At 37.4% G+C, this 23,064-nt stretch carries 20 protein-coding genes, 7 tRNA genes and 2 pseudogenes; 10 read left to right on the top strand and 19 right to left on the bottom strand.

All coding sequences use genetic code 11. From position 1 onward, the window contains the following. Positions 1 to 128: 128 nt before the first annotated feature. The gene (locus NSU05_RS02805) at positions 129 to 788 is read left to right on the top strand and encodes a hypothetical protein (protein WP_038428395.1); all 660 of its coding nucleotides are present in this window, start codon (positions 129 to 131) and stop codon (positions 786 to 788) included. 339 nt (positions 789 to 1,127) lie between these two features. On the opposite strand, the gene NSU05_RS02800 is transcribed toward NSU05_RS02805, so the two are convergent. The 4 genes from NSU05_RS02800 to NSU05_RS02785 form a co-directional block, all read right to left on the bottom strand. Beyond that, a complete protein-coding gene (locus NSU05_RS02800) occupies positions 1,128 to 1,721 on the bottom strand; it encodes a YdeI family protein (protein ID WP_019712427.1) in 594 nt (197 codons plus the stop codon). A 236-nt stretch (positions 1,722 to 1,957) separates the two neighbouring features. Beyond that, complete coding sequence (locus tag NSU05_RS02795; RefSeq protein WP_032722936.1) at positions 1,958 to 2,332, bottom strand: hypothetical protein; 375 nt, start codon at positions 2,330 to 2,332, stop codon at positions 1,958 to 1,960. 230 nt (positions 2,333 to 2,562) lie between these two features. Then, entirely contained in the window at positions 2,563 to 3,855 is a 1,293-nt protein-coding gene (locus NSU05_RS02790) for an MFS transporter (protein ID WP_026009831.1), read from the bottom strand. Positions 3,856 to 3,965: 110 nt separating this feature from the next. After that, positions 3,966 to 5,354, bottom strand: coding sequence for a PLP-dependent aminotransferase family protein (locus NSU05_RS02785; protein ID WP_019712425.1), 1,389 nt, complete (start codon positions 5,352 to 5,354; stop codon positions 3,966 to 3,968). A gap of 225 nt (positions 5,355 to 5,579) precedes the next feature. On the opposite strand from NSU05_RS02785, the pseudogene NSU05_RS02780 reads away from it, so the two are divergent. Further along, positions 5,580 to 6,454, top strand: a pseudogene (locus tag NSU05_RS02780) (AraC family transcriptional regulator). A 152-nt stretch (positions 6,455 to 6,606) separates the two neighbouring features. On the opposite strand, the gene NSU05_RS02775 reads toward NSU05_RS02780, so the two are convergent. Further along, entirely contained in the window at positions 6,607 to 7,566 is a 960-nt protein-coding gene (locus NSU05_RS02775; protein WP_038428394.1) for a DMT family transporter, read from the bottom strand. Between the two features lie 112 nt (positions 7,567 to 7,678). Here NSU05_RS02775 and NSU05_RS02770 point away from each other — a divergent pair, with 112 nt between their 5' ends. The 3 genes from NSU05_RS02770 to NSU05_RS02760 all read left to right on the top strand — a co-directional run bounded on the left by NSU05_RS02770 (position 7,679) and on the right by NSU05_RS02760 (position 10,775). Continuing rightward, on the top strand, positions 7,679 to 8,554 hold the full coding sequence (locus NSU05_RS02770) for an AraC family transcriptional regulator (protein ID WP_038428393.1): 876 nt from the start codon (positions 7,679 to 7,681) through the stop codon (positions 8,552 to 8,554). 230 nt (positions 8,555 to 8,784) lie between these two features. After that, positions 8,785 to 9,669, top strand: coding sequence for a DMT family transporter (locus NSU05_RS02765; protein ID WP_038428392.1), 885 nt, complete (start codon positions 8,785 to 8,787; stop codon positions 9,667 to 9,669). A 644-nt stretch (positions 9,670 to 10,313) separates the two neighbouring features. Continuing rightward, positions 10,314 to 10,775 (top strand): CarD family transcriptional regulator, encoded by a 462-nt coding sequence (locus NSU05_RS02760; RefSeq protein WP_024572643.1) that lies wholly within the window; start codon positions 10,314 to 10,316, stop codon positions 10,773 to 10,775. A gap of 681 nt (positions 10,776 to 11,456) precedes the next feature. On the opposite strand, the gene cspC is transcribed toward NSU05_RS02760, so the two are convergent. Continuing rightward, entirely contained in the window at positions 11,457 to 11,657 is a 201-nt protein-coding gene (cspC, locus tag NSU05_RS02755) for a cold shock protein CspC (RefSeq protein WP_003234247.1), read from the bottom strand. A 707-nt stretch (positions 11,658 to 12,364) separates the two neighbouring features. Between cspC and NSU05_RS02750 the strand changes: the two genes are divergently transcribed. Then, positions 12,365 to 13,393 carry a fatty acid desaturase gene (locus tag NSU05_RS02750; RefSeq protein WP_038428390.1) on the top strand — a complete coding sequence of 343 codons (1,029 nt, stop codon included), beginning with the start codon at positions 12,365 to 12,367 and terminating at the stop codon, positions 13,391 to 13,393. Between the two features lie 431 nt (positions 13,394 to 13,824). On the opposite strand, the gene NSU05_RS02745 is transcribed toward NSU05_RS02750, so the two are convergent. Further along, the gene (locus tag NSU05_RS02745; protein ID WP_033883540.1) at positions 13,825 to 14,178 is read right to left on the bottom strand and encodes a hypothetical protein; all 354 of its coding nucleotides are present in this window, start codon (positions 14,176 to 14,178) and stop codon (positions 13,825 to 13,827) included. Beyond that, positions 14,175 to 14,408, bottom strand: coding sequence for a helix-turn-helix transcriptional regulator (locus NSU05_RS02740; RefSeq protein WP_003240464.1), 234 nt, complete (start codon positions 14,406 to 14,408; stop codon positions 14,175 to 14,177). Before NSU05_RS02740 ends, NSU05_RS02745 begins: the two co-directional genes overlap by 4 nt. 480 nt (positions 14,409 to 14,888) lie before the next feature. Here NSU05_RS02740 and NSU05_RS02735 point away from each other — a divergent pair, with 480 nt between their 5' ends. Genes NSU05_RS02735 through NSU05_RS02725 form a run of 3 tightly spaced genes read left to right on the top strand, consistent with a single transcriptional unit; the run spans position 14,889 to position 17,435 of the window. Further along, positions 14,889 to 16,610, top strand: coding sequence for a T7SS effector LXG polymorphic toxin (locus NSU05_RS02735; RefSeq protein ID WP_038428389.1), 1,722 nt, complete (start codon positions 14,889 to 14,891; stop codon positions 16,608 to 16,610). Positions 16,611 to 16,620: 10 nt separating this feature from the next. Further along, on the top strand, positions 16,621 to 17,139 hold the full coding sequence (locus NSU05_RS02730; RefSeq protein ID WP_014478933.1) for a hypothetical protein: 519 nt from the start codon (positions 16,621 to 16,623) through the stop codon (positions 17,137 to 17,139). Between the two features lie 8 nt (positions 17,140 to 17,147). Further along, complete coding sequence (locus tag NSU05_RS02725; RefSeq protein ID WP_082200919.1) at positions 17,148 to 17,435, top strand: SMI1/KNR4 family protein; 288 nt, start codon at positions 17,148 to 17,150, stop codon at positions 17,433 to 17,435. Between the two features lie 343 nt (positions 17,436 to 17,778). On the opposite strand, the gene NSU05_RS02720 is transcribed toward NSU05_RS02725, so the two are convergent. From NSU05_RS02720 to NSU05_RS02680, 9 genes are all read right to left on the bottom strand, one after another. Beyond that, the gene (locus NSU05_RS02720; RefSeq protein WP_038428388.1) at positions 17,779 to 18,783 is read right to left on the bottom strand and encodes a hypothetical protein; all 1,005 of its coding nucleotides are present in this window, start codon (positions 18,781 to 18,783) and stop codon (positions 17,779 to 17,781) included. A gap of 211 nt (positions 18,784 to 18,994) precedes the next feature. Then, positions 18,995 to 19,078 (bottom strand) — tRNA-Leu (locus NSU05_RS02715). Positions 19,079 to 19,158: 80 nt separating this feature from the next. After that, a tRNA-Leu gene (locus tag NSU05_RS02710) sits at positions 19,159 to 19,240 on the bottom strand. An 11-nt stretch (positions 19,241 to 19,251) separates the two neighbouring features. Then, positions 19,252 to 19,327: transfer RNA gene (locus tag NSU05_RS02705), tRNA-Lys, on the bottom strand. Between the two features lie 26 nt (positions 19,328 to 19,353). Beyond that, positions 19,354 to 19,428: transfer RNA gene (locus NSU05_RS02700), tRNA-Gln, on the bottom strand. Positions 19,429 to 19,439: 11 nt separating this feature from the next. Continuing rightward, a tRNA-Glu gene (locus tag NSU05_RS02695) sits at positions 19,440 to 19,511 on the bottom strand. Between the two features lie 29 nt (positions 19,512 to 19,540). Beyond that, a tRNA-Ser gene (locus NSU05_RS02690) sits at positions 19,541 to 19,631 on the bottom strand. 4 nt (positions 19,632 to 19,635) lie between these two features. Continuing rightward, positions 19,636 to 19,710 (bottom strand) — tRNA-Asn (locus tag NSU05_RS02685). A gap of 122 nt (positions 19,711 to 19,832) precedes the next feature. Beyond that, positions 19,833 to 20,285, bottom strand: a complete 453-nt coding sequence (locus tag NSU05_RS02680) for a SprT family protein (protein ID WP_003234309.1) — start codon at positions 20,283 to 20,285, stop codon at positions 19,833 to 19,835. A 103-nt stretch (positions 20,286 to 20,388) separates the two neighbouring features. On the opposite strand from NSU05_RS02680, the gene cmpA reads away from it, so the two are divergent. Further along, complete coding sequence (gene cmpA / locus NSU05_RS02675) at positions 20,389 to 20,502, top strand: cortex morphogenetic protein CmpA (protein WP_003225207.1); 114 nt, start codon at positions 20,389 to 20,391, stop codon at positions 20,500 to 20,502. A 9-nt stretch (positions 20,503 to 20,511) separates the two neighbouring features. On the opposite strand, the gene NSU05_RS02670 is transcribed toward cmpA, so the two are convergent. Further along, positions 20,512 to 22,671 (bottom strand): Tex family protein, encoded by a 2,160-nt coding sequence (locus NSU05_RS02670; RefSeq protein WP_038428387.1) that lies wholly within the window; start codon positions 22,669 to 22,671, stop codon positions 20,512 to 20,514. 93 nt (positions 22,672 to 22,764) lie between these two features. Continuing rightward, positions 22,765 to 22,959, bottom strand: a pseudogene (locus tag NSU05_RS02665) (MarR family transcriptional regulator); the annotation flags it as partial. Between the last annotated feature and the right edge of the window lie 105 nt (positions 22,960 to 23,064).

The raw sequence follows: 23,064 nt of genomic DNA, 5'->3' as shown, positions 1-23,064 counted from the left end.
CGATGTTATTCAAGATCGTTTCCTCTTCTTAAACAGTTTTCAATATCATCCTATCTATTCCATGGTAATATTTAGATACATAAACTTATATATGAAGCTGACCTGAGTTAATGGAGAGGAATGAAAAAATGAAGAAACGCAGAAAGATATGTTATTGCAAAACTGCCCTGCTGCTCATGATTTTGCTTGCTGGATGTACGGGCAGTAAGGATGAAGAAGCACTTCAACCTTCAAATCAAGCTTCTGCTGTACAATCTGACGAAAAACACACTGAGCCTGAAGAGAGCACCAAAATACGCAAGGATGAAGCGGAGCAAATAACAGAATCAGAAGAATCCGCAACAAAAGCTGCAAATGATACCTCTTCAGCAGAAGAGAAAAGCAAAGAAGACAATGTATTGGCAGCATACTCTTCGGAAAAAATCGAATATGCCAGAGTTTGGCTTCAACTCGGACCTAATCAAGAGATAGATGAATTAAATGTTCGACATATTTCGGCTGGCGAGCCAATTAATCCTAATGATGATACAAGTGCCAGCTATCCAGAAGATGTAACCCAGTTAGCAGGTTCTCGTTTAGTGGATGGATCAGTCACTTATCATGGCAATGGGGATGGCACGATTCATGTATATAATGTGCCTTTACGCTGGGATTCCGCTGATGATATAGAAAAAGGCGTCATGCGGGAAGTGACTGAGAGTATCATAAAAAACAGAAAAACAGTGTACCTTGATACAGGCGACGATGAAAAAATCAAGCGGCTCATTGATATTATGATGATTCATTAATCAGTATTCGTTTGTCTGCACCTGACTAGTAAACAATGGCTAATAAGGTATATTAATACAAAAACAAAGTTTAGAGTGTAGTAACTTGCTAAAAATCTTCCGGTTCTATTAGTTCTCCTAGGCATTCTAAATGTGATGAGCCGTACCATTGAGCTATTTCTAGGTGTTGCATTAATATTTTATAACGCTGTCTAGTGGCATACAATGTTAGAAGCATTTCAGCAGTAAGTGAATGTTGTCCTAAGAAAAAAACAAGCATCTTACTATGCTTGTTTTTCTTCTATAGAAAGTATCTTATTACGCTATGATGCTATTCCTTTAGCCTGAACCTTGGCGTGCCTAATCCTTTAATCCCTTTCCATCGAGAATTTTTTGCACATATTTTTCGACTCTCGATTCTCGGGTTTTGGATTGTTTGGCTTGAGAAAAATAAAGAGTGTATGCTCTTTGCCGTCCCGGGGTCAATGCTTCAAAAGCAGTTTTCAAGGCAGGGATTTCATCGAATTTATTTTGAAGTTCTTCAGGGATGTTCAATTCAATATTTTTGTTAACATCCACTTTCAAACCGGCTTTTTCAACTTCAATGGCTTCGTGAATATAGGCTTTCAAAATGTTTTCTAGCTCATTTATTTCCTGAACATTTGTAAACCGAATCTGGCGCGCCGCCTGTACATTCTCCGTTTGTTGAATGAGAATTCCATCGGTATCCTGTAATAAGGCGCCTTTGTGGAACAGAAGCGCGCAATATTCTTTAAACCCATGTATTAAAACGACATTTTTATTATTGTATGTGTAACAAGGATGCATCCACTTAAAATCTTCAGTCAGCTCACAGTCAAGAATGATGGTTCTCAACTTCTCAAATTCTTCCTTCCACTTTTTCGCTTTACTTAAAAATTCATCAACCTTCGGATTCGTTCTGCTATTTGTCATGAAGGAATTCCCCTCTTTCCAAGCTTTTTACATTTATGTGAATTGACAATAATGAAGTCCAGTTTTATTTTTGACATCTCGGTATTTATTTTATTCTTCTATAGGTTCCTTCTCTTATTATTCAATAGATTAAGCTTAAAGTGGGGATGATGCAACAACAAAAAAAGAAGGCCCACAAGCCTTCTCTTCTTGTATAATTATTTCACTGACAATCTGGAAAAATAACAATTCGATTATTATATATCTTTTTTATTCTTGCCAATGCATAAGGTTACGGCAACACTAGCTATACTGACTAAAGTTCCTGCAATAGAAACTAGAATTGTCAAAAAGCCATTGGGAATAAGAAATCCAATTGGAATGAGCCCCAGAAATGTGAAAACGATAAAACATTGGTATACACCAGATATTATTCTTACAACCAAATTGCCAAAAAAGGACATGACTAATGGAGGGATAAATAAAAATACAACGATCCCAATTGAGATCATCAAGATAAGAGGTTCATCAAATGAGATGACATAATCTCCAGGCGACTCTTTAGCTGCCGCTAAAACAACAACAATAGACATCATTAGTGTAACAAAAACAAGAGAAAACCTTTTTAACAACGTGATGACTCCTTTACCTAAAGCGAGTAATCCTGCCTTTTTCAAATCCGATAACCATTTTATGTGATTCAATTAAAGAATATGCAGTGAGTGACACAGCTATAAGGAATCCTAGTCAAATCTTTATAATAGATTTAATGGAGCAACTATAGTTAGTTAGATTATTAGACGACGCAATAGACTTTATCTAACAATATAACAAATTAATGTAAATTAAACAATCCTATCCTTTATCGTCCCCTAAACCATACCACCACTGGAATGAGTAATAAGGACAACATCCCTCCAGCAAATGATAATGCTAGGTAACTTGAACCTGCCACAATCATTCCAGATAATGCTCCGCCAGCAGCCCCTGACAACGCAATCAGAACATCCACTGTCCCCTGCGTTTTAGCTCGTGTGGCAGTATCAGTTGAATCTACAATAAGGGCAGTCCCGCTTATCAAACCAAAATTCCACCCTAATCCCAGTAAAGAAAGAGCAATGACGAGAAGAACCATAGAATCTCCCGGAGCAAATGCTGCTATTACACCTGCCAAAAGCAACGTTGTTCCAGAGGAAATAGCCATTGCGGTACGTCCCAACCTATCTACAAGAACACCTGTAACCAGTGAAGGGAGATACATAGCACCTATATGAAAACCAATAACAAGCCCTACTGCCCCCAAGTCATGCCCATGATGTCTCATATGAACCGGTGTCATTGTCATAATAGCTACCATTACTATTTGGGTAAGAACCATAACCGTTGCCCCAACGATTATCCCTTTTTTGTTTTCTGTATGCTCAGTTGCCGCCAAATGTCCTTTATCACCAGGCTCTTCATTTGCCGCTTCTATTGTTCTTGCTATAACTAATGGATCTGGACGAAGCATAATGAAAAGGACCACACCTGCTAACATATATGCTGCTGCGGCTAAAATGAAAGGGCCAGCAAGTGATGGAACACCAATAGAAAGAGCGAAATCCCCCATCACATTCACTAAGCTTGGACCTGCCACTGCGCCAAATGTAGTAAAAACCATCGTAATACTAACAGCAGTCGCTCGCTGCTTATGATTTGCTAAGTCTGTACCAGCATAACGCGCCTGTAAATTAGTGGCTGTACCTGCACCGTAAATAAGCAACGAAATAAATAACAAGAAAATACTATTTATGATTGCTGCCATAATAACGCCTATTGCTCCAAGTCCGCCAATCATAAAGCCAGCCGAAAGACCTGTTCGACGGCCATAACGTTGAGAAAGTCTTCCAACAATTAATGCAGATCCTGCTGACCCTAAAGTAAATAACGCAGAAGGCAGACCAGCAAACGCATCAGTGCCAAGCATTTGCTGTGCAATAAGCGCACCGACAGTCACTCCTGCCGCCAGCCCCGCACCGCCAAAAATTTGTGAGATACTCACAACGAATAGTGTACGCTTGTATAACGATTTTTGTTTTTCTGGTGAACCGATGTAGCTTTGTAATGAAGCAGTTTGAACATCTATTGCTTTTACGCTGTCCTTGTCTAACATCATCTGACCTTCCTTTCTAAAAGCCTATTTTTTTATAAACCTCCCTCTAGATGTGGATCATCATAACACGCACAAAAAAGCCATACAATGTCATAATTGTATGGCAAACAATATTAGGTAAGATCATCTAGCAAACGTCTCAGGATCATTAATCCTTGTTCAAGCTCTTCAAGTGTTTTTGGTGCACAGACAGAAACCCTTACAGCCCTTTCAGGACAACTATTTCCCACTACAAAGCGTTCAGCCGCATACACTTGCACTCCATGTCGAGCAGCCAATTCTTCAAATTCGGCACCAGACATTTTACCCGGTAACAACAACCAACGAAAAATGCCTGTTTCAACACCTAAACATGTATATCCCGCAACATATCGGTTTACGAGTTGATTTCTGCGAATGGTTTGTTCACGATGACTCTCAATTAAGACTTCAAATTGATTTGATACAATCGTGCGAGCAGTAAGTTCAGCTAATAGCGGGGAAACGGTTATATTTAAATTATAAAGCGCCTTCGATATTGGCTCCTTATATTGTCTCGGCACTGCTACATAAGCCAAACGCAGGCCTGGCGCTAACGATTTTGATAAACTTGCAATATGAATAACCTGTTGCGGTGCGAATGAGGCGAGTGCCGGAAGCGGATTTTTGTTGAGAAGATGGTACGATGCATCCTCAATAACAAATAGATTATATTTCTTTGCAATGTCTGCAACCATTCTTCGATTCTCAACAGACATAAAGGAAGTCGTCGGATTATGATAATCGGGGATTAAATACAAACCTTTAATATTTTCGTTTTTACACGCATATTCAAGTGACTCCGGACTCATTTCATCGTTTTCTGATTTTATCGGTACGATTTGCACACTAAGCAATGATGCAACAGTTTTTAATCCAGGGTACGTATGATGGTCAACACCGATGCGATCTCCAGGCTTACAAAGACTCGCCAATGTCGCAGCAATCGCATTTTGCCCTCCATTTGCAAATAAAATGTGATCAACGGATGTTTCAAATCCGCCTCTTTGGATGAGCTTTACAGCTGCATCTTTTTGCCAAAGGCTTTCGCCTGCCCGGCCGTAGCTAAACCATTTTTCATAATCCTCCTCCTGAATCATGTTTTTCAGTTGGTGTAACAAGGGCTCATATGAAGCGTGATCTGGAAGTATTGCTCCCATTTCAATTAAATGTGTCGGCTTTGTATCCTCAAGTAAATACGCATTCGACAACGCATCATACGATACAAATGTGCCGCTCCCTACAGTCGCACTTAACAACCCCTTTAACTCACACACTTTAAATGCTTTTGAAATCGTACTCACATTTAAATCTAAATAATCGGCCAATTCTCGCTGTGGAGGAAGTTTTGTTCCAGGTAATAAAACTCCGTTTAAAATATCCTGTTCCAATTGCCCTGCAAGTGCTTTATAAATAGGCTTTTCAGCTTTATCAATCGATGGCTTCCAGCTCATCGGATAATTTTCAAAAGAATTGATAGGCATGATACGCATCCTTTTTCACTCAATTATATGAATGTGCTGCTTATAAGACAATTATAATTTTCTTTATTGATGCCTTTTTATGAACAGCATGCTTCAATAAAACCTGTACAAATACAAGTGAATCACTTACTTTATTTCATATAAGTCATCTTGCAAAACTGTGCACAAAATGTCGGATAAATACATTTCACTCCTGTTATTCTTTGGTTAAAGGAGGCCAAATAAATGGATTTGCTTAAAAGTATGAATAGGGCGTTAAAGTATATTGAAGAAAACCTCACTAACGATATTGATTTTCAAGAGGGCAGCAAAGCTTGCTTTCTGCTCTGAATATCATTTTAAAAGGATGTTTTCCTTCCTTGCAGGTATTTCATTATCGGAATATATTCGTCGCAGACGTCTTACTCTTGCAGCTTTTGAACTGAAAGACAGCAAAGTAAAAGTGATTGATATTGCAATAAAGTACGGTTATAACTCACCAGATTCTTTTGCACGGGCATTCCAAAATTTACATGGCATAAACCCATCAAAAGCCAGACTTAATGGCCATTCCCTTAAAGCTTATCCACGAATGACCTTCCAGCTAACAATTAAAGGAGGAAATGAAATGAACTACCGTATTGAAGAAAAAGAGGCATTTCGCATCGTTGGCATTAAAAAAAGAGTTCATATTATTTTCAAAGGAATTAATCCGGAAATTGCATCTATGTGGGAAAGTTTAGATGAAAAAGCAATAAATAAACTAAAAGAGCTTTCTAATGTAGCACCATCAGGACTCATTAGTGCATCCACGAATTTTTCTGAAGGTCGGACAGAGGAAAACGGAGAGCTCGATCACTATATTGGCGCAGCCACAACGAAACAGTGTCCAGATAATTTCTCACGGCTTGAAGTTCCTGCCTCAACGTGGGCTGTATTCGAATCAATCGGACCATTTCCGGATACACTGCAAGAAGTAATGGGGACGTATTTATTCCGAATGGTTTCCATCGTCAAATTACGAACAAATAGAAGGTCCAGAAATATTGTGGAATGAGCATAAGGATGTAACATCACCATCTTTTAAAAGTGAAATTTGGATACCAATTACAAAAAAGTAATACGTTTTTTGATCAGAGAAGAAAAATTGAAGGTTCTTGAAGAAAAAATACCAAGGGCGTCAAAACCCTTGGTATTTTTGATATTGCCGAGAGGGCTCAAACTCCACCAGTGTTTTTCATTGCCGGACCGGTCATATAAGCAAAAAAAGCCCCTATATATCCCGATTTGCATGATTCCTAATCTTTAATATCGACTTTTCACTCTGTACAGAAGGCTCTTTATTTAAAGCCAATATTAAAGTTATTCCTATAATACAAATAGCACCAATCCATTGAAAAGAACCAAATGGCGCTTTTAACCAAACGACAGTTGTTACAACAGCGGATAGAGGTTCTAAACTGCCTAATAGGCTTGTTTCTTTGGGAGAAAGGCTTTCCAAGCTTTTTATGAAGAACCAGAACGCAATCATTGTTCCAAATAATATCACAAATAAAATATATGCATACGCCTCAGCAGTTAATCGTTGAAAATCCAGTTGCCATGGCGGATGGATAAAACCCAATGCAAAACCGCCAATAATCATAGCCCAACCTACAACGACAAGAGAATCAAATTTATTTAATAAACCAACGGCATATAAAGTATAAAAAGCTGCCGCGAATCCTGATAAAACTCCCCATACTACTGCAGCTGCCGGCACTGAAAGTTGAGATATTGAACCATTTGTTAACAAAAAAAAGCAACCCACTAAAGCAAGTACAACAGTAATGATATCTTGTTTGGTAAGAACCGTTTGTTTTCGCAAAAGCGTGTAGATAATGACGATTACTGGGGATAAATATTGCAATAATGTAGCAACGGCAGCATTCCCATGTTGAATGGATGCCATATATGTGTACTGCACAGCAAGCATTCCCAATAGGCCAAAAATTAGAAGCTGGCCAGCCGACGCTTTGTTTTTCCAAACCTCAATAACCTGAGACCGGTCCTTTCTGAACAGTTGCAGCATTAAAAGTAACATTCCAGCCGTAAGCAAGCGTGTCGTTACAAGCCAATTGACATCGATTTGATATTCTTGAAAAAGTTTTTTGGCTACTGTGCCTCCAATTCCCCAACATGTCGCCCCTGTTATAACATAGAACAATCCCATTCTTCTATTGGAAGTATTCATACATGACTCCTCACTAATAAATATAATAATAGTGTTATAATAAATGCAAAATAGGATAAAAAATACTCAAATCGAATGAAAAAATATAAATATATTGAGGTGAGAAGTCAGAATGAAGAATTTTGTGATCGATCAAAATTTAAAAGAATTAACAGAGCACCGAACGGTAGAATTACCAGTTGCCTGTTACAAGACAAGGATCAATCAAAATATAAATGGCTATATTCCGCTTCATTGGCATGATGAAATCCAATTTGTTTTGATACTAAAAGGAATAGCTCTCTTTCAAATAAATGAAGAAAAAATAGAGGTTCACGAAGGGGATGGATTATTTATCAATAGCGGCTGCCTGCACATGGCAGAAGAAAAGGAAGGCTCGGATTGTACGTATATTTGTTTAAATGTGTCACCCCATTTCGTTTTATCTCAGGAACTGTATTCAAGCTATGTTCAGCCCTATATGTTTTCAACCAATTTGCCCTATTTATTTTTGGATGGAAATCAACAGTGGGCAAAAAATATTCTAGATGCTGTTAAAAAAATAAATCAATTGATTCAACAAAAGACATCGCTCTATGAGATTGACATTACGATGCAATTAACGTTAATGTGGAAAAACATGGTCGTTAATGGTTTTCAATTAGAGTACGATCAATCTGAAATGATAAAAAGTCATCGAATGAAACAAATGTTAAACTGGATCCATCTCCATTATGCTGAAAAAATCACATTAGAGGACATTGCAAAAGCTGGCCAACTGAGCCGTTCTGAGTGCTGCCGTTATTTTAAACGAATGCTGAATAAGACGCCATTACGTTATGTAATGGATTATAGAATTCAAAAAAGCTTATTATTACTGCAACACCCTGAATCCAATGTGACAGAAGTGTCTTATCAAGTTGGATTTAACAGTACCAGTTATTTCATAAGTAAATTTCAACAAGCGATGAATATGACGCCATTATCATACAAAAAAATGAATTCATAAAGTTTATTCTATTAATAAATGGAGTCCCCTTAAGGTGTTTACGGCTTTATAACCAACATTGTATAATGATAGTCATTCTTAAAAATCGAGGTGATCATAACATGTTTTTAGCTCCACTATTTGAAAATGATGTTCCAGTAGCACTTCTCCGCCCTTAATGGAGTAAAGTGACTACTTCTCTCCGTTAGGGCATTTATTGACCTAATTTTAAATACGGAGGGAACAAAAAAATGAAAAATACCCTGTTAGGTTCTATATATTTAGCTTTAGCCGCTAGTATCTGGGGTGGCATGTATGTTGTGGTTAAGGTTGTTGTCGCAGTGATTCCGCCTTTTGAATTGGTTTGGACCAGGTATGTCATCGCCATCCTTGCGCTTCTTATTGTTGGTTTAATAAGGAAACAATCTTGGAAAATTCATAAGCGCGATCTTTTATTAATTGTGGCCATTGGAATTGTTGGCAACACCATTTCAATTGTTACACAAGAATATGGAACGATGTTGTCTTCAGCACAAATGGGAGCAATTATTACGTCCTCCACACCAGCGTTCATGGTTATTTTTGCTCGTCTATTACTTAAAGAACCATTGACTATCAAAAAAGGAACCTCAATTATTTTAGCGACCATAGGTGTATTCTTTATTGTGGGAAACGGACATATTGATACATCTCATCAGCTTGGCGGTATTTCTCTGCTTGTTGCAGCCCTTACATGGGCACTTATGTCAGTGCTGATCAAACGCGTTCCAAGCAGTTATTCACCAATACTTGTTACAACATATTCAACTTTTGTTGCCATTGTGGCGCTAACTCCTTTTGTAAAACCTAGCACCATTTTTACATCACAACTGCTTGACCCTAAAATTCTAGGTGGTCTTTTGTATTTGGGAATTGTTTCAACCGCTTGTGCTTTTTTATTGTGGAACCGAGGCTTACAATTATTAAATGCCTCAAGTGGAGGCCTCTTTTTCTTTTTTCAGCCTCTGGTTGGAACCTTACTCGGATGGATTCTGCTTGGAGAACAAATAGGCGGGACATTTTGGATAGGTTCGTTTTTAATTCTGAGCGGTGTTTTATTAGTCATTAAAGAGAAAGAAAAAGAAGTGAATTCATAACAAAAAGAAAAGCAAACTATTTTATATAGTTTGCTTTTCAATTAACCTTGTTCTTTCCCCTTCACTTCTTTATGTTCTGGTCTTCATTTATAATCTCTCCTTTCTTTATTTTTCTTTTCACCTCAATACCCATTTGAAGGTTGTCAATTTCCATGATAATAATGCCAATCTCGGTGGCAAAATGTTCAATATCCACAAACCTTTTTCTGTTCGCAAGATAAGTGAAAATGCATCATTAAGTAAGTGGGCCGTTATCCATATCAAATCGGTAAAGAAATTAGAACTTAATCATGTGCTTTAAATATTTTTAGCTGACATTTCACGAATATCGTTCTTTCTTATCTACTCAAATCATTTCTGTGATGTCATTGAGCCAAGTCATGAATTCCTAAAGGAAATGGAATAACCCATTTTCAATGAAAAAACTGATCTATGTTAATTAGTCGAAGTTTTAGGATATACACGGATCAATTGACCGTTTCCTTGATTGGAAATCCGACACGTTCCCTATTGTTTTTGCTTGATCTGTTTTTTAAAAAAAGTTATTGACATCAAAAATTCGATCATGTTATTATTAAAAGTTTGATATTCCACCTCCATATATGGTAATCTTAAGAAGGTTACCATATATGGAGGTGGATGATATGTTTCAAATTGGCGATAACATTGTTTATCCAATGCACGGAGCAGGTATAATTGAAGCCATAGAAGAAAAAGAATTCTTAGAGGAAAAACAACAGTATTATGTCATAAGAATGTCAATCAGTAATATGACCGTTATGATTCCAACGCGTAAAATATTGAGTTCGAATATACGACCAGTTACCGATATACTTGCATTAAAACACATTATGCACATTTTTCAGCATGGAGAATCAGATAGGTTACTGCCATGGAAGCAAAGGTATAAAATAAACACGGACAAAATAAAAACGGGTGAAATACAAGAAGGCGCTGAAGTTGTACGTGATTTAATGCGTATGAAGAAAGAAAAAGCACTTAATGCAAGCGAAAAAAAAATGCTGGATAATGCATATGAATTTTTGATTAGTGAACTGGAAGTAATTAAAGGAATCACTGAAAAACAAATAAAAAGTTTCGGTTAGATAGTGTATTGATCCCAAAAAATATTTCGGAATATTATGATGAAAAGCAAATCTTCTCCAACTTATGTTTAGAACATTAACGACCTCTTTTGTTATTCCTACATTCTAATCCATTTTTATTATTTACATTTCTTCTGCGAAGATTGAAGTTTTACCAAAAAACTCAATAAAATAGTCACTTTTTTTAGTATCCTGATTCACACTGGCACGGACAAGGAGCCGTAAGGATGGAAGAGAGGTAGGGCTTTCATTGTTTTAGGTATCTCTAAGTGATTATTTCCAGGAGAAAAAAACAATCGATCTCCTCATTATTTTTAAGAATTTCTTATATCCACTGCCACATTGAATAATAATTGTTTATCTTCTTCTCATAAAAGAGATATGCGAGTTGATAACATTTAGATGAAACCATTTTTATAATTCATCTAATCTTACTTAAAGTAACGAACGTGAAAAAAGAAAGAGTTATATTTGAACAAAACATTAAATAATTTATATACATTCCGCATATTGTCAATCCAGTATGTTATACTGTAAACAAACCTTTGAAGTTTTAAATCTTTTTCTATACCTTGTAGCATCTCCCTACTCGAACGTTGAGTAGGGTTTTTTATTGAGTATGATATAGACATAAAAAAACAGGCCCTATATAAAGAGCCTGTTTGTATAAACGATTGAAGATTAAGCTTTTTGAACGTTAGCAGCTTGAGCTCCACGAGCACCTTGCTCAACGTCGAACGATACTTTTTGACCTTCGTCTAAAGATTTGAATCCGTCACTTTGGATTGCAGAAAAGTGTACGAATACATCGTCTCCATTTTCGCGTTCGATAAAACCAAAACCTTTTTCTGCATTAAACCATTTAACTGTACCTTGTTCCATTTTTGTTGCCTCCTAGTGTGTAACCACACAGTATATACTATCCTTGCCCAAAGTATCATCAAGACGAAAAGTCAATCTTCATACTATCCTTTACACCGAACAAAAATAATTCTTCTTTATTATATCAGGAATCGGAAATAACTGCAAATTATATTTCCGATTTATTCATGGCATTATTTGTTAAACATGTGTATACCAGTGCAGAATAAGAGGCCTATTAAAAACTTTGGTTTGAAAACACCATGAAAAATGAATCACGAGTGTCTTCAAACCTTTTTCTTTGCTTAATAGTACTTAGCTCAGCTGTTTCTTGTTAAAGAGCAAGATAATCTTTTAAAAACAAGGCTGTTCACTTGTAAAACTTTGTTTCTGCAGATGTTTCCAAACAGTCACTCATGGATATACCCATTACTTCATTCCTTTTTTCCTCAAACAATCAATGTTCACGGTCAAATAAATCGATCCCCATGGGGGAGCATTGAGAGAGTTTGACCCAATAAAGTGCTGGGTATAATCTTCATACGCCTTTTGTATCCCGGCTGACTCTGCTAATAATAAACTGGAAATCAGTTTATCATTTCCAATAATTTCACAGATGAATCGGGAAGGATACTTATCATATATGGGGTGTATCACGTTGGGCCTTCTAAGGCTATAAAACGTTTTCTACACTTAGAAGATCACCAGGGAAGGGGAAACTTTTTAATATGAAAGAACAAAACCTAAGGACTTTGAGAAAACTGGTTACACCTTATGAAAAGTCCGATTTACACAAAAGCATTTGTCAAATCATTAACACATTGGTACCATTTTTCCTATTATGGTGTTTGGCATATAAGAGCTTGTCGATTTCTTATTTCCTTACATTAGCGATTTCTGTTGTTGCGGCAGGTTTTTTAGTGAGAACCTTCATCATCTTTCATGATTGCTGCCACTATTCCTTTTTTAAGAACAGAAAGGCGAATCGAATCCTTGGAACATTAACAGGAATTCTGACTCTGCATCCTTTTGATCATTGGGCACACGACCATTCTGTCCATCATGCGACAAGCAGCAATCTGGACAAACGCGGTACAGGCGATATTTGGGTACTGACGGTTGAGGAATATAAGAAAGCCTCAACTAAGACAAAAATAATGTACCGATTGTACAGAAATCCGTTTGTTATGTTTATTATTGGGCCGATTTACGTTTTCGGGATTGCCAATCGTTTTAATCGAAAAGGGGCAAAACGCAAAGAACGGATGAATACGTATGTAACGAACCTGGGGATCGTCGCTTTGGCAGCACTTTTATGTTGGGCTATTGGCTGGCAAAACTTCCTGCTGGTTCAGGTGCCGATTTTTATGATATCAGGCTCTCTCGGAATTTGGATGTTTTATATTCAGCATACGTTTGAGGATTCTTATTTTGAAGAAGATGAGCATTGGGAATATGTAAAAGCAGCAGTTGAAGGAAGCTCTTTTTATAAGCTTCCAAAAGTCATGCAGTGGCTAACAGGCAATATCGGTTTTCATCATGTTCATCATTTAAGCCCGAGAGTCCCAAACTATAAGCTTGAAAAAGTGCATAACAACACTAAACCATTGCAAAACGTTCCGACCATTACACTGGCAACAAGCCTTAAATCGTTAAAGTTCCGCCTATGGGATGAAGAAGGCAAAAAATTTGTTGGTTTTAGCCACTTAAAAAAAGCTTCTAAAAGCCAAGTATCGGCGCGGCTAACAACGGATTAAAATAAACTCCCCATAATCGCAGAATAAAAGTGCAGACTCGCGCAACGATGTTGTGCAGAGGTCAGCACTTTTTTAGTGGACTCCACAATGTGGTACAGCCGTATTTTCCGCAAAAAAATAACACCAAAGATGGTAAAACCCTTGGTATTATTGGGGTGCGGCCGAGCGAACTTGAACTTTACGGGTTATTCCCCCCACTGGGCCCTCAACATTGTAAATCCATATCATTGATTATGAAAGCTTGTTTTCATTACACTTTCTAACTCCACTTTACATCATTTCTATAAGGTTGTATGAATTATGGTTAATAATTGGTGAGCAAAAACCCACTTCCTCACTTCTCCAAATCTCATTATAAAATGATTTCATATTCGTTCCCTCTCCTAAAACAATTAAAACTTCAGAGACACTATCTTTCTCGGTTATTGAATTCACAAAAAATCTTTTTTATATCGAACGGCTAGATAGATTCCTGAAGCTAATAAGGCAAGAGAATATTTAAATAAGAAGAAAACTTGCCACATATATTCTTTCGGGAAAATCAAGTCGCACAAAATTACTCCATATAACATAAAGAGGGCACTTTTTAATGATATTTGATTTGTTCTTTCGTCAGCCTTACCCATTTTTTTAAGAAATACGAATGTCAGAATCAATCCGACTACAAGCAATACAAACCCACTGCCAATAAGAATATTCCAATTTCCCGGAGAATGTTCAGCCCAGGACTTTAAAGGAGAAAAAATTGCGTTAGTGATCGTATCTGTGATCGAATTCATTTTCATTTTTGATCATTTCCTTTCTCATAAGTAAAAATCTCGTTTACATCCACATTAAAAAATTCGGCAATTCGAAAAGCTAACAGCAGAGTCGGAACATAATTTCCTTTCTCCATTACAAAGATGGTTTGTTTGGAAACCCCGACTTTCTTTGCTAATTCTTGCTGAGACAATCTGGCAAGTACACGATATTCATAAACCTTATTTGAGATCGAATCACCAAAATCTTTCTTCATGACCATCACCTCTTGAACCAAATTATAAATCCACCTTATATAAAAGTAAAGTAAACTTATACAAAAATATAAAATACTTTTATGTTTACTTAGATTACTTTGATTTAATCATGAACCAGAATGCAGAAAGAACCTGACGAAATTCATGATTCCGTCAGGTTCGATCTAGTGTAATTTATATTTTTAAAAGAACACGGTTTTGATGGCGCATACAGAACAATGATTCTTGGTTATGACTCTGAGGCGCTGAAGTTGTAGAGCAAACAAAAGAATACAGAATCACTGATTATGTAAGAATATTTTCATTACACTTTCTAACTTCTCTTTACGTTAATAATTGGTGAGCAAAAAAACACCCTTACTTCATATTTCTCCAACTCTCATTATGTTTAAATGATCTAAGATTCGTTCCCTACCCCTTAAACTTCATATCTATTCCATGGTAATATTTAGATATAAACTTACTGAAAGGATTGGACAATGAAGGTATTTGAAGCTAAGTCTTTGTTATCTGAAGCTGAAAACCGAGCAAAAGATTATAAAGAATTGAAAAATCAAATGATTAAGCTAAGAAAAGCATTTAAGGATGTTGCCGATCTTGATGACAGTGAGTTCTCTGGCAAGGGAGCAAACAATATTAAAGCTTTTTATCACGATCATGTGGGTGTCACTGATCAATGGATTGATTTAATTGAAATGAAGATCGCTTTCCTTACTAGTATCTCCGGTGTTTTAGAAGATGCCAGCTTATCTGACGCATATATCGAGGAATCCTTCTTAGAACATGAACTAACAAACGCATATAAAAAATCAAAATCAATTATGTCTGAGCAGAAGAAAGCAATGAAAGATATTCTGAATGATATCGATGACATTCTTACACTTGATTTATTTTCAACAGAGACTTTTAAAGATGAACTCTCTTCTGCCGAAAACAAACGGAAAAAGACTGTTGATAAAATAGGCGATGTGGATGAAAACTTAAAAACTGAATATGCGATAACTGAACCTAACGAACAATTCATTAAAGCAGACTTTCAAAAGTTACAGGAATCAACAGGTAAGGGCAAGAATGCTACACCCCTTCACTATAATGCCAAGGCATATCGTGAGAGCGATATACATAAGAAAAAAGGCGATATCGAAAAGCAATCTGAAGCATATTTAAAGATCAAAAAAGAGGAAGCTAACAAACGTGAGATAAAAGATTTGAAAAAGCAGCTTGTAAAGGTAACAGATCCAGACGAGTATTTAAAAATTGCGAAGAAAATAGGATACGAGAATTTGGAACCTGAGCAGCAAGTTTATTTCCGCCAACTCGAAGAACTCCAACAAAAAGCTGAAATTGGAAAAGGTATTGCAGTGGGAATGTATGAAGCAGGTAAAGATACAGTGATGGGTCTCTATCAACTTGCAAGACACCCGATTGAATCGCTTTCTGGAACTGTGAACGCAGCCTTACATCCAATCGATACTTATAAGATCATAGCAAAAGACATAGAAGACACATTTCAACGTGAAATGATTAATGGAGATAGCCACAGCAGAGCAAAATGGGTTTCCTATGTCGGCAGTACTGTTGTTCTTGCAATAGTTGGTCCGAAAGGCATTGATAAAGTGTCTAAAGTTGCAAAAGCCGGTTCAAAAGTTGCTGCACTTAAGACACTTGAAGTTTCAAAAACAGGAATAAAAAAAGGTATAGAATACGTTAAAATACCAAGTGTTTTTGAACAACAGTACGCAATGGCTGGTGGTTCAGGGACTTTTCCTTTTAACGTGCTTGATGGAGAGAATTATAAAAACTCTGCACTTGAAATATTTAAGAACTCGTCTACTGTACAAGGATTAAAGAAAGCTAAACCGTATGAAGTTGTAAACGAATTAAAAACTTTTCAAAGCAGAAAATACATTTTCGGAGGACAATCATTCCTCATAGACAAACGAGGAATGAAGCATATTTTAGAGCGCCATCATCCTAATTTATGGGATGGTTCAATTAAGTCTCAACAATCTTTTCTTAATAAAGAGATGACTGTTAACGATGTTGCAGATGCGATAGAATCAATTATGAAACAAAACCGTGAAGAGTTAACAAAAAAAGGAACTAAATTTAGTTATCAAATTCGAGGAACATATGAGGGTCAAAAATATGTTGTTGGCTTTCAAAAAGGAAGAGTAGGACAATTCTATCCGGAAAAATAGGAGAGGTAAAATGTTTTATATTGAATCATTAATTCTTAGGCCAAATAAGAAGATAAACGATCTTTCAATCTTAAAAAATAATATTGACGATTACTTTGTTCCACTTAGCAATATAGAGGGACTAAAGAACATAAAACCACAGTTAGACTCTTACTATTTATCTGGGGCGATTATTTTAAAATATGGTGAACAAGATTTGCTTGATGTCACTATGTGGGACTTGGTTGACCAATTGTGGGCTTATTTTTTAAATCTAATTGAAGAAGCTATTGAAACAGGAAAAAGCGAAACTTATTTTCCAGATCAACCCCTTCTATTGAAAATGAAATCAATATCGAATGATATGTTGTTATTTGAAATTGACCAAAAACAAAAAGTATTACTACCGAAACTTGATTTTTTTGAATCACTCTTAAAGAATGCGAAAAGTTTCTTTGAAACTATGAATTTTGTTTTAGAAGGTAACTGTGATTATGAGTATGAACTTAATAAGATCGATGAATTGCAAACCAAAATTAAATGTATGTGAGGCTAAATGTGAATTACTCTAGAGTGAAAAAATTCTTTGATGAGAATAAAAAATATTCAATTCTTACTGGAGGCGTCACTGACAAACATATTAAAGAGATAGAAAAAGATCTCAAAGTAACCCTTCCAGACAGTTATAAGTGGTTTTTAACTGAGTATGGTTCAGGAGGCGCGTTCGGGACTATGATACTCGGTTATGACTCTCATGGAGCTGAAGTTGTTTTAAGCCTTGATACCAACAAAACAAATAATGGCGAATGCTGTTATTCTTTAAGATATCCAAGATGGCTAATGTAAACAGTAGGTAATAAATAAATTTCTTGGTTTTTATTAGAGGAACTTGAGATGTTTAAAGATGACTGGGTAAAAAAGAACTTCTAGAAGAATAACAAGAAAAAATTCTGAGTGCTTGTAGCCCTTATTCATGATTTAACAAGTTATTATTCCTTATGATTAATGAACAATTATCGTCATATGATTTTTTTCGATAAAAGCCATCTTCAAGGAACAAGAGAATTAAAAATACCAAGGGATTCAAAACCCTTGGTATCATTTATTATGCAACCAACAGAAAATTAATTAAGAAAAATAAACAAAATATCTCATAAGTACATGCGTTATTGTTGTTCACTCAAATAATTCATTCAATCATGTCTAATTCTTTAAGTCTTTTTATAAGAGCTTCTTCATCAATGCTACCCTTTGTACTCCCTTTAAATAAACTTAGATCGACTTCTCCCATATAGTTCAAATAACCGTTTTCTTTTAGTGCTTTACTTATGTAGTTTCTCGCATTAACATATACCCTATGTGCTTCAAGAGCTATTTCACCTGTTATATCTATTTTTCCACTATGAACAATTTCATTCCTAACTGAATATAGTCCGTCATACCAATCTTTAATAATTGGATTACTTTTAAAACCTAGGTCAGTTTTTAAAAACTTTTTTCCTAAATGATCCTCTAAGACATTCCGAAAGGCAATTGATGATGCTTTAGAGAGTTCCTGCTCTTCTTTTCCATTCTTTAATAATATAAGTTTGTGAGAATTTCTAATAAAAATCTCAAATGAGGTTTGCAAATCAATAATTACATCAATAAATTGTTCCTTATAAAAGTGAGATTTCGCAGAATGAAAAAATTTTTCAACTAGATATAAATCATGGTGATCATCATAAATCTTAATTTTATTTTGTAACTTTTTTAAACCCTCTTCTCCTAACACAAATTCTTTGTACGCATAATCCTGTGGATTTGTTACATAAATATAATCTTTATCTCCATATTTAATTATTATTATTGGTGGTAAATCAGCGATAGTAATGTTATGTACGTATTCTAAATTAAAACTTGCTCTGATGGCATCAAAGAACTTATTTAAATAACTAATAGTATTGAGAATCACAGTTCTCAGTATCTCATCAACTTCTTTTATATTATGCAAGTTATCTTTTGGAATTATATAATCAACAGTTATTCTTGTACATTCTTGACTGCTTTGAAAAAGACTATCATCAACAACTATACTTCTAGTATAAGTATTAAAATTTAATATGTACTCAACAATACCATAATTACTATAAAACTTCTGATTAGATTCTAATGGTAATTTAAACGGTAAATTAAAGTCAAAATTAAATTTCAAATGTTATCACTCCATTTTTAAGAGGATTATTTTATAAGGAAGGTTTAAAGAAAAAGGATATTTGAAGTAAGTTACTTTGAACAACACGTCATAAATCTAAGGGATTCAATGTGTCATTAATTCATCATACTCGTAAAAAATACTTTAGACCCAAATGGAGACATCCAAAAATGAAAAATACCAAGGGCGTCAAAACCCTTGGTATCATTGATGCGGCCGAGAGGACTTGAACCTCCACGGGTTATTCACCCACTAGGCCCTCAACCTAGCGCGTCTGCCATTCCGCCACGACCGCGTGATCATTAAATTGTGTTATGCTGGTTTAGTAGGCTCTTAACCTAGTAAAACAGATTTGCGTGCACTTTGTAAATAAAGTGCGGGTGAAGGGACTCGAACCCCCACGTCGTAAGACACTAGATCCTAAGTCTAGCGCGTCTGCCAATTCCGCCACACCCGCAAAAAGACAAATGGTGAGCCATGAAGGACTCGAACCTTCGACCCTCTGATTAAAAGTCAGATGCTCTACCAACTGAGCTAATGGCTCTTACTATTAGATTTCAAAAATAAAAATGGCTGGGCTAGCTGGATTCGAACCAACGCATGACGGAGTCAAAGTCCGTTGCCTTACCGCTTGGCTATAGCCCAACGAAATGGAATGACCCGTACGGGATTCGAACCCGTGTTACCGCCGTGAAAGGGCGGTGTCTTAACCGCTTGACCAACGGGCCGATGGTTGAGAACTTATATCGAAATCTTATGGCGGAGAAGGAGGGATTTGAACCCTCGCGCCGCTTACGCGACCTACACCCTTAGCAGGGGCGCCTCTTCAGCCACTTGAGTACTTCTCCAATATGGCTCCACAGGCAGGATTCGAACCTGCGACCGATCGGTTAACAGCCGATAGCTCTACCACTGAGCTACTGTGGAATAATGAGACAAGACTTATTATATCAGCCTTGATTTACAGTGTCAAGAGGTAAATATTTTTATTTATCTCTCGTAACGACTTTTATAATGTAACATAGGCTTGCCATATTCGTCAACCTTTTTCACGAAAAAATTCTTTTTATTTTCCCGCGGCATTTTCCGCACCTGTATCTGTCAGGGTTCATGGCGCGCTTCTTTATATACTGTTGGCCGCAGGCCGTACAGATATACATATAAGTTTTTTTGTTTTCCGCTTTTTTCTTAAGGGGTGTACAGAACCTCGGCGCGTTGACCTGCTGCAAAAGCATTCTAAAATCTCTGTCTCTGTGCTTGTACCCTTTTCCTTCAAGGTGGAGGTGATAATGGCAGAGCTCGTGCTTGATAATGCCGATCAGCTCCTCCCTGCCGTGTTCAATCAGATATTTTCTGTTCAATTCAATGTTATGGGAGGTTAACAGGTACCTGCCGCCAGTGGTTTTAAGCCTGTCATTAAAAAGCGCCTGATGGCGGAACGGCTTTTTAAAATACGTTTTAGAAATATCCTCTGTCAGCTTTTGAAGCTCTATATTATCCATAGTGCACCTCACTTAAAAAACATTGAACGGGACAATTCACCGTTCGCATACAATATGGTAATCACCGTCCCTCTTATGATAAAAGCTGAGGAGGAATGAGCCTATGCCAAATTGGCTTAAAAAGCAGATGCAAAAAGCGTTCCTTGAAAAAGATAATTACCAAATTAAACTGCTGAATCAATGCTGGTATTTCTATAGGAAAAAACACTGCTCGTAAGCAGTGCTTTTATTTTACCATAGACAGCGATACTCTGCCTTTTTGTACATCTACGCCGTCAACCCAAACTGTCACAATATCGCCGACAGATACGACATCAAGAGGATGCTTGACGAATTGATTGCTCAATTTTGAGATATGCACAAGCCCGTCTTGTTTGACTCCGATATCAACAAACGCTCCGAAGTCCACTACATTGCGCACGGTGCCCTGCAGTTCCATTCCCTCTTTCAAATCTTCCAGCTGAAGGACGTCTGTTTTCAGCAAAGGCTTAGGCACCTCATCGCGTGGATCGCGTTCCGGCCTTGTCAGCTGTTCACAAATGTCTTTCAGAGTGATTTCGCCGATTCCCAGCTCTTTTGCCGTTTCAGAGAGCGCCAGCTGATTGATTTTGTCCTTCAATTCCGCCGTGCCGATATGTTCTGTTGAAAGTCCGAGTTTTTTCAAAAGTGCTTTTGTTTCTTTATAGCTTTCCGGGTGGATGCCTGTTCTATCCAAAGGCTCTGTCCCTTCCTGCACTCTTAAGAAACCGATACATTGCTCGTAGGTTTTCGCACCTAACCTTGGGATGTCCTTCAGTTCTTTTCGATTTGAAAACTTTCCGATTTCCTCACGTTTTTTGACAACGTTGCCTGCTACAGACTTCGATAATCCCGCTACATACTGAAGCAGCGCGGCGGAGGCTGTGTTGACGTTTACTCCCACCTGGTTTACGACAGTTTCGACGACAAACCGCAGAGATTCATTTAAGCGTTTTTGGCTGACGTCATGCTGATACTGTCCGACACCAACAGACTTCGGATCGATCTTAACGAGCTCCGCGAGCGGGTCTTGAAGTCTCCGAGCAATAGATACGGCACTGCGCTCTTCAACCTTAAGGTCAGGGAATTCTTCTCTGGCAAGCTCTGAAGCCGAATAGACGCTTGCTCCCGCTTCATTGACGATCACATAATAAATTTTGCGCGGCATGTCTCTGAGTACATTGACGATGAATTGCTCTGTTTCTCTGGATGCTGTGCCGTTTCCGATCGCCACCATCTCGACTTGATACTGCTCAAGAATCTTTTTCACTTTTTCATGGGCTTCTTTTGTTTTGTTGACTGGCGCATGCGGATAGATCACATCAATTTTCAAGACTTTTCCAGTCTCATCTGACACAGCGAGCTTACAGCCGGTTCGAAAGGCTGGGTCAACACCGAGAACGGTTTTGCCTTTCATCGGCGGCTGCAAAAGAAGCTTTCTCAAGTTCTCTGAGAAAATATGAATCGCCTGTTCATCAGCTTTTTCTGAGAGCTCTTTCCTGATTTCACGCTCGATTGCCGGCTGGATCAGCCTTTTATAGCTGTCTTCAATTGTCTCCTGCAAAATCTCTCTTACGGATGTTGAGCGATTTTTGATGATTTGTTTTTCTAAATACGCCTTAATGTGATCCGCAGGCGGTTCGATCGCTACTTTTAAAATGTCTTCTTTTTCGCCGCGGTTCATTGCCAGCACCCTATGCGGAACGACTTTTGCAATTGGCTCTTCATACTCGTAATACATTTCATACACATTTTTCTCATCGGTGTCTGCCGACTTTCCTGCTGCAGACTTAATGGTTCCTCTTTTGAAGGTTTCCTGGCGAATCCACTTTCTGAAGGTCGGCTCGTCTGAGATTTGTTCCGCAATAATGTGCTTGGCGCCTTCAATCGCTTCTTCTCGTGTGAACACTTCTTTTTCTTCGCTGATGTATTGGTCTGCTGTTGCTGCAAGACGATCATCTTGGGGAAGTGTCAGGATATAGTCGGCAAGCGGCTCAAGGCCTTTGCTTTTGGCGACTGTCGCCTTTGTTTTACGTTTTTGTTTATAAGGGCGGTAAAGGTCTTCCACTTCCTGAAGCTTCACCGATTGCTCGATTTTACGTTTTAGATCATCTGTCAGTTTATCCTGCTCTGCGATCAGCCTGATGACTTCTTCTTTTCGCTGATTCAGGTTTTGTATGTATTGCCAGCGTTCAGAAATCGTCTGAATCTGAACCTCATCCATTGAACCCGTCTGCTCTTTTCGATACCGGGCAATAAACGGGACTGTATTGCCGTCCTCAAGCAGGCGGATGACACTTTCAACGTGTTTTTGTGATAAACCTATTTCTTTCGCAATTTGCTGTTTTAAAAGGGCTGACGTTTCCATGTAACCAAAGCCTCCAATTTTGTCGTTCTTTCTCTAGTGTATCAAAAACCGAAAAAAACACATAAAAAAAGACAGCTGGCGCTGCCCGTATCTTTACTCATGTTTCAATAGTTCCTGTAAGCCGCTCAGAAAATTCTCTTTTTTCATCGCAGCTGCAAAGAAGGCTTGATCAATCTTCTCAACAATTGGCAAAGCCGCTGTTACTTTTTCTCCTCCTATTTCTGTAAGAGACAGGAGGACCTCTCTTTTATCCTGGGGATTTTTGCTTCTTTCGATAAATCCTTTTTTTACTTTGCCGATCGCAGTAAAGCTTCTTATTAATTATAATAAGCGCACTTATTAATAGTCAACCGCAAAAAAAAGAAGCCGGTATTTCAGCTTCTTCTTGTTCTT

The organism is Bacillus sp. EU52, from assembly GCF_037964975.1.
Classification (GTDB): Bacteria; Bacillota; Bacilli; order Bacillales; family Bacillaceae; genus Bacillus; species Bacillus subtilis.
This window is presented reverse-complemented; position numbering and strand designations above follow the sequence as displayed.